10 protein-coding genes are annotated in these 11839 nt (G+C 71.9%); 9 read left to right on the top strand and 1 reads right to left on the bottom strand.

Annotated elements, in window-relative coordinates:
* From mbhE to AC5020_RS07480, 9 genes are all read left to right on the top strand, one after another.
* Nucleotides 1-2616, top strand: a 2616-nt coding sequence (gene mbhE, locus AC5020_RS07520) for a hydrogen gas-evolving membrane-bound hydrogenase subunit E (protein ID WP_464987801.1), incomplete at its 5' end; no start/stop codon positions are given.
* The gene (locus tag AC5020_RS07515; protein WP_377020149.1) at nucleotides 2613-2945 is read left to right on the top strand and encodes a sodium:proton antiporter; all 333 of its coding nucleotides are present in this window, start codon (nucleotides 2613-2615) and stop codon (nucleotides 2943-2945) included. The genes mbhE and AC5020_RS07515, both read left to right, overlap by 4 nt.
* Nucleotides 2942-4483 (top strand): proton-conducting transporter transmembrane domain-containing protein, encoded by a 1542-nt coding sequence (locus AC5020_RS07510; protein ID WP_464987800.1) that lies wholly within the window; start codon nucleotides 2942-2944, stop codon nucleotides 4481-4483. The genes AC5020_RS07515 and AC5020_RS07510 overlap by 4 nt, the downstream gene beginning before the upstream one ends.
* Nucleotides 4480-5085 carry a Na+/H+ antiporter subunit E gene (locus tag AC5020_RS07505; protein WP_464987799.1) on the top strand — a complete coding sequence of 202 codons (606 nt, stop codon included), beginning with the start codon at nucleotides 4480-4482 and terminating at the stop codon, nucleotides 5083-5085. The genes AC5020_RS07510 and AC5020_RS07505 overlap by 4 nt, the downstream gene beginning before the upstream one ends.
* Nucleotides 5082-5342 carry a monovalent cation/H+ antiporter complex subunit F gene (locus AC5020_RS07500; RefSeq protein ID WP_377020152.1) on the top strand — a complete coding sequence of 87 codons (261 nt, stop codon included), beginning with the start codon at nucleotides 5082-5084 and terminating at the stop codon, nucleotides 5340-5342. Before AC5020_RS07505 ends, AC5020_RS07500 begins: the two co-directional genes overlap by 4 nt.
* Nucleotides 5339-5764: a cation:proton antiporter gene (locus tag AC5020_RS07495; protein WP_377020153.1), complete on the top strand. Its 426-nt coding sequence runs from the start codon at nucleotides 5339-5341 to the stop codon at nucleotides 5762-5764. Before AC5020_RS07500 ends, AC5020_RS07495 begins: the two co-directional genes overlap by 4 nt.
* 63 nt (nucleotides 5765-5827) lie before the next feature.
* On the top strand, nucleotides 5828-7978 hold the full coding sequence (locus AC5020_RS07490) for a prolyl oligopeptidase family serine peptidase (protein WP_464987798.1): 2151 nt from the start codon (nucleotides 5828-5830) through the stop codon (nucleotides 7976-7978).
* 172 nt (nucleotides 7979-8150) lie between these two features.
* Nucleotides 8151-8645 carry a hypothetical protein gene (locus tag AC5020_RS07485; RefSeq protein ID WP_464987797.1) on the top strand — a complete coding sequence of 165 codons (495 nt, stop codon included), beginning with the start codon at nucleotides 8151-8153 and terminating at the stop codon, nucleotides 8643-8645.
* Between the two features lie 188 nt (nucleotides 8646-8833).
* The gene (locus AC5020_RS07480) at nucleotides 8834-10840 is read left to right on the top strand and encodes a serine hydrolase domain-containing protein (protein ID WP_464987796.1); all 2007 of its coding nucleotides are present in this window, start codon (nucleotides 8834-8836) and stop codon (nucleotides 10838-10840) included.
* A 116-nt stretch (nucleotides 10841-10956) separates the two neighbouring features.
* Here AC5020_RS07480 and AC5020_RS07475 read toward each other — a convergent pair whose 3' ends face one another.
* Nucleotides 10957-11457: a glutathione peroxidase gene (locus tag AC5020_RS07475; protein ID WP_464987795.1), complete on the bottom strand. Its 501-nt coding sequence runs from the start codon at nucleotides 11455-11457 to the stop codon at nucleotides 10957-10959.
* Nucleotides 11458-11839 lie beyond the last annotated feature (382 nt).

Genomic DNA, 11839 nt, shown 5'->3' with positions numbered 1-11839 from the left:
GCCTCCTTCCTGCTGATCGCCCGCTCGGGCAGCGCCGGTCAGGCCGCCTCGATGCGCACGCTGCTGATCACCTTCCTCGGCGGCCTGAGCCTGCTGACGGCCGTGTCGCTGATGGTGGTGCGGCTGGGCACCACCTCGCTGCACGAGGTCCTCGCCTCCGACGTCTGGTCCACCGACCCCGGCTTCACGACCCTGGTGGCAGTGCTGGTCGCCGTGGCCGCCTGCACCAAGTCCGCCCAGTTCCCCTTCCACGTGTGGCTGCCCGATGCGATGGCCGCGGCCACCCCGGTCTCGGCGTACCTGCACGCGGCCGCCGTGGTCAAGGCCGGCATCTTCCTGCTGCTGCGCTTCAGCCCTGCCTTCCACGACGTGCTGGCGTGGAACGTGCTGCTGATCGTGGCGGGCCTGATCACCGCCTTCGTCGGCGGATTCCTCGCCCTCCAGCAGCCGGACCTGAAGAAGCTGATGGCCTACTCCACGGTCAGCCAGCTGGGCCTGATCGTCACCGTCATCGGCGTCGGCACCGAGGCGGCGATCCTCGCGGCGGTGGTGCACACGATCGCCCACGCCCTGTTCAAGTCCGGGTTGTTCATGATGGTCGGTGTGGTCGACCACGCCGTGCACACCCGCGAGCTGCGCCGGATGCCGGCGCTGCTGCGCGCCATGCCGGGCTCGTTCGTCATCACGCTGCTGGGCTGCATGTCGATGGCGGGCCTGCCCCCGATGCTCGGCTTCGCCTCCAAGGAATCGCTGCTGACCGGCGCCCTCGAGGCCCATGGTCCGGCCTGGGTGGGGTGGACGGTCGCGCTCGGCATCGCCGGGGCGAGCGTGCTCACCTTCGCCTACTGCGCCAAGATCGTGCTCGGCATCTTCGTCGACGGCCGGGACGAGGACGCACTCGCCCGCACGGACGGCGTGACGCCGGCCCAGGAAGCCGGCAGCACCGATCCCACCGGGGCGACGGTGCGGGCGGCCGACGCCCACCGTCCCGAGGCGCTGTTCCTCTGGCCGGCCGCGCTGCCCATCCTCGCCGGGCTGCCCCTGGCCCTGTGGGTCGGCGTGCTGGACACCCCGGTCTCCCGGGCGATGGAAGCCGCTCTGGGCGGCGAGCACCACGCTCACCTCGCGCTGTGGCACGGCATCACCCCGGAGCTGGGCCTCACCGCCGGCGTCATCGTGCTGGGCACCGTGATCGCCCTGGTCCGCCGCCCGCTGCTGCCCGCCCTGGAGGCGCGCCCGTTCCCGGTCGACGGCGCCCGCGTGCTGACCGCCGTCGACCGCCTGGCCGAGCGCATCGCGGCCGTCCTGGTCCGCCCGATCGCCTCGGACGACCCGATGCGGCACCTGGGCGCGATCGTGGTGGCCTTCGCAGCGGTCGTGCTGGCCTCGCTGGCGGTGCTGGCCGGCGACCTCGCCCCGCTGGCCCCCGGCACCAATCAGCCCATCGACCTCGTCCTGCTGGTGCTGATCACGGCCGCGGTCGTGGTGGTGTGCACGCGTCACGACCGCCTGGGCGCCGCGGTCGCTCTCGCCGCGATCGGGATCCTGGCGACCGTGCAGATCCTCTCCCTGGGCGCGCCGGACGTCGCCCTGACCCAGCTGCTGGTCGAGTCGCTGACGATCATCGTGATCATGCTGGTCCTCCAGCGTCTGCCCAAGGGCTTCGTGTTCCCGCACTGGCCCCGCCGCCGCGGCTCGATCACCATCGCGGTGCTGGTCGGCCTGGCCGCCGGGGCCGGCATGTTCCTGTTCGTGGGCCGACGGGGCCGCAGCGACGTCGCCCAGTACTACATCGACCACGCCGAGGAGATCACCGGCGGCCACAACATCGTCAACGTGATCCTCGTGGAGTTCCGTGCCCTGGACACCCTCGGCGAGCTGTCCGTGCTCGGCATGGCGGGCATCGCGATCGTCGCCGTGCTCTCCAGCATCCGCGACCGGTTCATCGACCCCGACGAGCCCACGGACCATCAGCCGGCCGACGAACCGCAGCTGCGGCCCGAGGGCACCTCGGCCCATCGTGCGATCGACTCCGCCTGGGGCAACGCCGCCGCGCTGCAGCTGATGGTGCGGGTGACCGGACCGATCCTGGCGATCATCTCGGTGATGCTTTTCCTGCGCGGGCACAACGCTCCCGGCGGCGGCTTCATCGCCGCCCTGGTCGGTTCGGCGATCGTGGCGCTTCTGTACCTCTCGACCTCCATGGACCGCCCGATCGGGCCGCCGAAGCTGCCGGTGGTGCTGATCGGCGGCGGGATCGGCGTCGCGCTCGGGGCCGGCTTCCTCGGCTACGCGAAGACCGGGTTCCTCGAACCGCTGCACGGGTACCTGCTGGGTGTCCACGTCTCCACCTCGATGATCTTCGACCTCGGGGTGTACCTGGCGGTGCTGGGGCTGGTGATGATCGCGGTGAACCTGCTCGGGGTCAGTGCCTCGCGGGGCGACGTGCCGCCCGTCGAGGGCACCCGCGAACGCACCGACGAGGCGGTCGAGGGCGAGCTGTCCGGCCCGCTGGAGACCACCCGCGGCGAACCCGCCCCCCGCCGGCGCCGCGTGGGGATGGGCACCTCCCATCTCACCGCCGGCACCGAACCGAAGGAGCCCGGTCGCCGATGATCCTCAGCCTGACCGTGGCCGTCCTCGTCGGCGGCGGGGTGTACCTGCTGCTGCAGCGCTCCATGGTGCGCGCCGTGTTCGGCATGACCCTGCTCAGTCACGCCGCGAACTTCATCCTGCTGGCCAGCGGCGTCCCCGGATGGCGCGCCGAGCCGCTGACCGATATCTCGGCCCGTCCCGAGATGGCCGATCCGCTCCCGCAGGCCTTCGTGCTCACGGCCATCGTGATCACCATGGCCGTCACCATCTTCATGCTCACCCTGGCGGTCATCGGCCACGACGACGACATGTCCCATCACCCGAAGACCGGCGAGAGTGAGGACTCATGATCCCCGCCGTCGCCCCGTCGCTGCTGCCCCTGTTCGTGGTGATCCCCCTGCTGGGAGCCGCCGCGCTGGTCCTCGTCCGCCGCCATCTCGTGGAGAGCGTGCTGCTGATCGCCGTGCCGGTGATCTCCGGCGTCGGCGCGATCTGGCTGCTGGCGTACCACCGCAGCGAGCCCGTCGTCGCCCACGCCGTCGGCGGCTTCTCGGACGTGCTGGCGATCCCCTTCGTCTCCGACTCGTTCAGCGCGCTGATGCTGCTGGTCACCGCGGTCGCGACCCTGGCGGCGAGCGTGTTCCTGCTGCTGACGGGGGAGTCCCACTACCGGTTCGTGCCGCCGCTGGTGCTGCTGCTGACGGCGGGCGTCAACGGCGCCCTGCTCACCGGGGACCTGTTCAACCTGTTCGTGTGGGTCGAGGTCATGCTGATGCCCTCCTACGCCCTCATCGCGCTGACCGGGACCTGGCGGCGACTCGGCATCGGCCGCCTGTTCGTGCTGGTCAATCTGCTCACCTCGACGGTGCTCGTGATCGGCGTGGCCTTCGTGTACGGCGCCGCGGGAACGGTGAACCTCGCGGCCCTGGCCGGCACCGGCAGCGAGGATCCCGTCACCGCCGCGGCGCTGGCCGTGGTGCTGCTGGCCCTGGCGGTCAAGGGCGGCATGGTCCCGGTCCACTCCTGGCTGCCGCGGGCCTACCCGGCGACCTCGGCGGGGATCATGGGCCTGTTCTCCGCCCTGCACACCAAGGTGGCGCTGTACGCGATCTACCGCATCATCACGGTGACCTTCTCCGACGGGCTGCCGTTCCTGGCCGTGCTCGCCGTCCTCGTGATCGCAACCATCCTGGTCGGTGCGTTCGCCACCGCCGGCGCCTCCCGCGTCCGCACCGCGATGGGTCACCAGATGGTCGCCGGCGTCGGCCACATCCTGCTGGGCCTGGTGCTGCTGACCCAGCTGTCCCTGACCGCCGGCATCCTCTACCTCGTCCACCACGTGGTGACGATGTCGGCGCTGCTGCTGACCACCGGCGCGGTCGAGCACACCTACGGCTCCGGCCGTCTCGACCACCTCTCCGGGCTGGCGCGGCGCGACCCGTGGGTCGTCGGGATCATCGCCCTGGGCCTGTTCAGCCTCGTCGGCCTGCCGCCCACCTCCGGACTGTGGGGCAAGGTGGGTCTGCTCAGCGCCTCGGCGGAGCAGGCCTCCACCGGTGAGGGGGTGCTGGGCTGGGCGGCCGTCCTCGCGGTGGTCGTCGCGTCCGTCGGCTCCCTGCTGGGCCTGCAGCGCGTGTGGCGCGGCATCGCATGGGGCGAGGACATGACCACCTACCGACCCGATGACCCCCGCACCGGCCGTGGGGCAGAGACCCCGCTGCCGGACGAGGTGCGCGTGCCCTGGCGCCTCGCCCTGCCCGGCGCGTCGATGATGGCGCTGTCGCTGGCGATGTTCGTCGGCATCGGCCTCCTGCTGCCGACGGTGGACCTCGCCGCCACGGACCTGCTGGACGTCGGCGCCTACGTGGAGGCGGTGAGGGGCGGATGATGCGGCTGTGGTACACGCTGTCCTACGCGCTGTGGATCCTCGTCGAGATCCTCAAGGGCTCGGTCGAGGTCGCCAAGGGCGTCTACACACCCGGAGTGCACAGCTCCCCGGCGATCGTCGAGTACCGTCTGCGGGCCACCACCGACATCGAGATCGTCGCGATGGCCTCCTCGATCACGATCACCCCCGGCACCCTCGTGGTGGGCACGGCGCACGGCACGGCCGAAGAGCGGCCCAGCCTGTTCGTCCACGCCCTGTTCGCCACCTCCCGTGAGCAGGTGCTCTCCGACCTCGCCGAGATGGAGGAGCGGCTGCTGCGCGCCACCCGCGGGCGGGGCGGGGCGGATGCCGCCCTGCATCCCCGCCGCGGCGGACTGGCCGACGAGCGCTACGCCGATGGCCGGGAAGCACGTCGCATCCACGACAGCGGGGGCCGCAGCGGTGACCGGGAGCAGGGGCAGGCCCCGCTCGCGACCGGCTCGGAGGGGTCCGACCCCTCGGCGGCCGGCCCGTCGGCGACCGGCCCGACGGCGGGCGGCCCGACGGCGGGCGACCCGTCGGCGACCGATCCCTCGGCGACCGATCCGGAGGAGGAACGATGACCATCGTCCTGTGGCTGACCACCGCGATGCTGGGTGCGACGATCCTGGTCGGACTGTTCCGCATGGCCACCGCCCCGGACCCCGCCAGCCGTGCCGTGGTCGGTGACCTGGTGTTCTTCTCCGGCGTCGGCGTGATCATCATCGTCGGCCTGATCAAGGAATCCGCCGCGGCGGTGGACGCGGCGCTGATCGCCGCCGTGCTCGGCATCCTCTCGACCGTCGCCCTCGCCCGCATCCTCACCAGGGGGCAGCGATGAGCGCCGCACTCGATCTCGTCGTGACCGTCGTGACCGCCGTGCTCCTGCTCGGCGGCGCGTTCTGGATGCTCACGGCCGCCCTGTCGATGTTCCACGCCCGCGACGCCCTCAGCCGCATCAACGTGCTCTCCCCGGCCACCGGCCTCGGGCTGCCGATGATCGTGGTCGCCGCGTTCCTGCGCCACACCCAGATCAGCGGCTTCGAGGTCGCGATGCTGGTCAAGTCGATCATCACCGTCATCGCCCTGATCATCGTCTCCTCGATTGCCTCGAACGTGCTGGCGAGGGCCGCCTATCTCTCCGGCTCCCCGGTCGACCCGCGCACCGCGCCGCAGGATCTCGCTCGCGCCCCCGGTGAGGGCGAGCAGACCCCGCACACCGAGGTGCGCCCGGGTGAGGAGATGGGGCCCGACGGCCGGTAACACCCGGGTGACGTCTGTCCACAGCCGCCGTCGGGGCCCGGCGGGGCCCTCTACTGTGGGGCCATGGTGACGACACTGCCCTACGGCTCCTGGCCCTCGCCCATCACCGCCGAGCAGCTCGCGACCGGCGGGACCAGGCTCGGCGCCCCGCGCCTGGTCGGCGACGCCGTGTGGTGGACCGAAGGCATCGCCACCGAGGGCGGGCGCCAGGCGATCGTGCGCTCGGCAGGAGCGGTCGACGTCGCCGGCCGTGACGACGATGCGGCAGCTGCTGCGGTCACCGTCCTGCCCGCGCCGTTCAACGCGCGCTCACGCGTGCACGAGTACGGCGGAGCGAGCTGGACCGTCGTCCCCGGCGCCGCCGGGACAGGCTCCGAGCCCCCGCTGGTGGTGTTCGTGAACTTCGAGGACCAGCGCGTCCACGCCGTCCGGGAGGGCGAGCAGCCGCGCCCGCTCTCGCCCCTCGGCCCCGAGGTCGATTCCGCCCACGGGCCCTCGCTGCGCTGGGCCGACCCCACGCCGGTCACCCTGGCCGACGGCACCGTCGAGATCTGGTGGATCTGCGAGGACCACACCGGCGGCGACCAGGGCCCGCGCGCCGATGCCGACGGCGCACCCCACATCGAGCGCTACGTCGCGGCCGTGCCCCTGGACGGCTCGGCCGCCGAGGACCCGTCCGCCGTCCGGCGCGTCACCCCGGCCTCGCGGTTCGTCGCCCATCCGCGCATCAGCCCGGACGGGACCCGGGTCGCCTGGCTGAGCTGGGAGCACCCGCAGATGCCGTGGGACGGCACCCAGCTGCACGTCGCGCCGCTGGCCGGAGGCAGTGCGGGCACCGGCGACGTGATCGTGGGCGGTCCCGAGACCTCCGTCCTGCAGCCGGAATGGCTCGACGACCAGCGGCTGATGTTCGTCTCCGACGCCTCCGGCTGGTGGAACCCCTGGACCTGGTCGGCCGAAGCCGGCGCCCGGCAGGTCCTCGAGCTCGACCAGGAGTTCGCCGGGCCGATGTGGACCCTCGGCAGCACCTGGTACCAGGTGCTCGACGCCGACCGGGCCCTCGTCCAATACGGTCGCGCCGCCGCGAACCTCGGGGTGCTGAGGCTCAGCACAGCCGAGCTGACGCCGCTGGACTGCCCGCTGACACAGATCAGCGCCGCCCTCGTGCGCGCCGACGGGCTGGTGGTGCTGGCCGGGGCATCGCCCACGCAGTTCGCCGCGATCCACACCGCGCGACTCGAACTCGCGGCCGGCCATGGTGACCGGCCCGCCGCCGCGACGGACCCGTCGACGGCCCCAACGTCGGCGGGCGATGGTCCGTCGGCCGTCCTGTCCTCGCTGACTCTGCTGCGCTCCTCGCGCAACGACGCCCCGGACCCCGGCGCCCTGCCCGTCGGCGAGAGCATCGAGGTTCCCCTCGCCGAGGGCGGTGTCGTCCATGCCATCGTGTACCGGCCCCGGCAGGACGGCATGGCCGGCCGCGAGGAAGATCTGCCGCCGTTCATCGCTCGCGTCCACGGCGGTCCGACCGGGCACGTCCCGCCGGTCCTCTCGCTCCCGGTCGCGTACTACACCTCCCGGGGCCTGGGCGTGGTGGAGGTCAACTACGGCGGCTCGACCGGCTACGGCCGCGCCTACCGCAACCGTCTGCGCGGGCAGTGGGGCGTGGTCGACGTCGCCGACACCGTCGCCGTCATGGAACAACTGGTGACCCAGGGAATCGCCGACGGGAAGCGACTGGCGATCGAGGGCGGCAGCGCCGGCGGCTGGACCACACTCGCCTGCCTGACCCGCACCGACACCTTCGCCGCGGGCGTGTCCAGCTTCGGCGTCGCCGAGCTCGAGAAGTTCCGCCTGGACACCCACGACTTCGAGTCGCGCTACATCGACGGCCTCGTCGGCCCCTATCCCGAGCGCCGCGACCTGTACGTCGAGCGCGCCCCGCTCAACCACGTCGACGAGCTCGAGGTGCCGGTGCTGCTCCTCCAGGGCGACGAGGACCGGATCGTGCCGCCCAGCCAGTCCGAACTGTTCCGTGACGCGCTCGCGGCCAAGGGGATCCCGCACGCCTACCTCCTGTTCGAGGGGGAGCAGCACGGGTTCCGCAAGGCGGAGTCGATCATCCGCGCCACCGAGGCGAGCCTGTCGTTCTACGGGCAGGTGCTGGGATTCAGCCCGGCGTGCGTGCCGGTGCTCGAGCTGCAGCGCGACTGAGGGCGGCGGGATGAGCATGGGGCCAGAATCCGGGCAGGGACCGGGTGGCACGGGATTAGGCGCAGGGCCGGGTCCCGGGGGAGGACCAGGCGCATGGCCGGGTCCAGGAGGCGGACCGGGCGCAGGGGCGGGCCCGGGAGGCGGACCAGGCGCAGGGGCGGGCCCGGGAGCGGTGCCGCGCCCCGTCGCGCAGCCGCTGCGACCGGCCACCGCCGCCGTCGTGGTCGCGGCGGCTCTCGTGGTCGCTATCGCCGCCGGGCTGGTCTTCGGTCTCAGCGAGAGGCCTCTCATGGCGTGGGCGGCTGGCTCGATGGCCCGCGAGGTGGCCTGGGTGCTGACACTGATGGGGCTGTGGGCTCTCGAGGCCGGCCTGTCCTTGGCCTTGCTGATCCTGGCCATCCTGGTGGTCGTCAGGGGAGCCGCGAACCTGCGCCGGGGTGGGATCTTCATCCTCGTGGCGGCGGCCATGGGGCTCTTCGGGATGTTCGGCCTGTCGTTCGAGACCTACGGAGATCCCCCGGGCCTTTCCACGGTCGAGATCGTCTTCACGGTTCTCGAGGTCCTGGGCGGGCTCGTCCGCATCGCGCTGCTGCTGGCCGGCGTCGTGATCATGGTGCGCAGCGTCCAACGGCTCCGACGAGAACGCGGCGCACGGCCACGAGCCTGACCCTGCCCCACTCATCGACCGCCACCCCGCTCGGCCCATCGTGACGAGTGGCACATCGCCGGGCGTCCGACTACCGTGGTCGACGGCGTGCGGCGGCCGGCGGACCCACGGCAGCGGCGCCAGGCAGGTCTCGTCGTCGCCGGCGCACGAGCCCCTTTCCTGCCGCGACGCGATGCGAAGGAGCTCCCATGGATTCCCGGACGACGCCGAGCAACGACGAGAGCCCCGAGGCCGGAGCAGTCGGCCGCGGGGGAGAGCCCGGTGGCGGTGACACGTCCGCCACCGGCGGCGATGCCGGTCGCGCGGGTCCCGTCCGCGGCAGCGGTCCCAGCTCCAGCAGCGGCCGCCTCCGCCGCGCCGGACTCACCCGCCGCGCGGGCCTGGCCGGCACTGCGCTGGCGGCCACCGCCACCGCCGTCGGAGTGCCGATCGCCGGCTGGGCGAAGGGCGATCCCGCTCCGCACAAGGACGAGCCCTCCTCTCGCTCGGCCCTGGCCGCACCGGACTGGAGCCGCGGGAAACCCCACCGCCATCCCTGGGACCGCCAGCGATCGGGCAGGACGCTGCGAGAGGCCGAGCCCGGCTCCGTCGGCCTCGACGCCGACTCGCTCGAGGAGCTGCCCGCGATCATCCGCGCCGGCCTGGACCACGATCCGCCCCGCTTCTCCGGCGCCTCGCTGCTGGTCGCCTCCCAGGCGGGCATCGCCTATGAGCACGCCGACGGGTACGCCCTGCGCTGGAAGAATGCGACCGAGCAGCTGCCCGAGAATCAGTGGATCGAGGCGCGCAGCGACACGATCTACGACCTCGCCTCCATCTCGAAACTGTTCACCGCCACCTCGGTGATGCAGCTGATCGAGCAGGGCGAGCTGTCGCTGGAGGACACCGTCGCCTCGCATCTGCCGGCCTTCGCCGCGAACGGCAAGGCCGACGTCACCGTCCAGCACCTGCTCACCCACATCGGCGGCCTGCCGCCCTTCATCAACCTCTACTCCTCCTACCCCGACGTGCCCTCGCGGCTGGACGCCGTGCTGACGGTCGCACCGCAGGCCCCGCCCGGCACCGAGTACGTCTACAGCGACCTCGGCCTGATCACGCTGGGGCTGATCGTCGAGAAGCTCTCCGGGCAGAGCTTGGACGAGTACGTGCGCGAGCACATCACCGAGCCCCTCGGCATGCACGAGACCATGTACAACCCGCCCGCGGAGCTGCGCCCGCGGATCGCCGCCACCGAGTACATCGACTACTACGGGGAGCTCGTCCACGGTCACGTCCACGACGAGAACGCCTACTCGCTCGGCGGCGTCGCCGGGCACGCCGGGGTCTTCTCCACCGCCCGCGACCTGGCCGTCTTCGGGCAGATGTTCCTCGGCGGCGGGCGCTACGGGAAGGCCGAGATCCTCTCCGCCCAGACCGTGCAGGAGATGTTCACCGACCGCATCGCCGCGGTCACCGGCGTCGGCGGTGCCCGCCGCGGCCTCGGCCCCGAGCTGGAGGCCTGGTACTACCACGCAGGCCTGACCAGCCCCTATAGCGGGGCGCACACCGGCTTCACCGGCACCTCACTGGTGATCGACCCGCTGACCGACACCATCGTCATCATGCTCGCCAACTCCGTCCACCCCACACGCGAGTGGTCCTCCACCTCCGCCACCCGGCGGGAGGTCTCCACGTGCGTGGCGGGTGCCCTGGACATTGTGCCGACGAAGCTGCGGGAGGGCTGGAGCGCCGGCGCCGAGGACGATTCCACGGCGACCCTCACGGCCGGCCTCGATCTGGGCAGCGGCGGGGCCCGCAGCCCGGAGCTGGTGCTGGATCTGTTCGCTCATCTCGAGACCGCGTACGACGTGCTGTCGGTCGAGGCCTCGCAGGACCAGGGCTCGAGCTGGAGCCCGCTGGCCGGGACGCTCGAGGCCCGGCACGAGGAACCGGTCGACGTGCCCGACGGCCAGATCACCGGCTGGGGCCGACGCCGGCAGTGGACCGGCACGTTTCCCCTGGTCGACTCGGCGGGGGAAGTGCTCGGCGACGAGGTGCAGATCCGGCTGACCCTGACGACCGACGGCGCCACCCGCGGGCTGGGTGCGTGGGTGGGCCGGATCCGGGTAGTGGACGGGCACCACGAGCTGCTGGACACCGATCGTGCTGCGGACCGTGAGGTGATCGTGGCCGACGGGTGGGTGCGGGGCGAGTGAGCTGCCCGGCGGCGGGTCGCTCGGCATCTCCGGGCTGACGGTATCGGCATCTCTGCCGGACCGCAGCGGGCGGGGCCTGACCGCAGCAGGTGGGGCCTGGCTGCAGCGGGCGGGTCTCAGGCGTCGGTGGCCAACGCCCGCTCGATGTCGTCGGCGATGTCGGCCGGCTCCACCTTCGGTCCGTAGCGGGCGATGACGGCGCCGTCGCGGCCGATGAGGAACTTGGTGAAGTTCCAGCCGATCTCGCCGGCGGGGATATCGCCGTGCGGACCGGCGTGCGAGCTGGTCAGCCACGTGTACAGCGGGTGCGCGTCCTCGCCGTTGACGTCGACCTTCGCGAACATCGGGAACTCGACGCCGAAGTTGACGGAGCAGAACTCGGCGATCTCGGACTCGGTGCCCGGCTCCTGGTGCATGAACTGGTCGCAGGGGAAGCCGAGCACTACCAGGCCGCGCTCATGGAAGCGGGCGTACAGATCCTGGAGCCCTGCGTACTGCGGGGTGAAGCCGCACTTGCTGGCGGTGTTGACCACCAGCGCGACCGACCCGACGTAGTCGGCGAGGTTCTTGTCCTGCCCGGTGATCGTGCTCGCGGTGAAGTCGGCAAGAGTCGTCATGAGTCCATTGTGGACCCTGAGATGTGGGCCTCACAGGGCTGGCCGGGCCGGGTGGTGCGGCCTCACGTCCGGGCCGGCGCCGGATGTGTGACGGCGCCAGTTCTGTCACGGCGCGCCCGGGTGTCGGTCGCTGCTCGTGAATGGTTTCTCCACAATGCTCATTCGTCCACATTATTCGGTGCTGTCTGGCGCAATTCGTTAATAGTGTCTAGTGGCGGCTGATCGGAGCGTGCAGAGAGGGGGCGATGTCCGGCCGGCCGGCGTGAGGCGCTGGTGCCGACGGGTGCTCCCCCTCGATCACCAGCGGAGACAGTGGCTGGGGGTGGGCAGCCGTGGGGCACGCGGAAAGTGTGGAGGAGCCGTCGCAAAAAGTTTTCCACAT

The organism is Brachybacterium sp. SYSU DS0246 (assembly GCF_059391765.1).
Note: the sequence above shows the minus strand (reverse complement) of the source record. Positions and strands in the feature narration are given on the sequence as shown.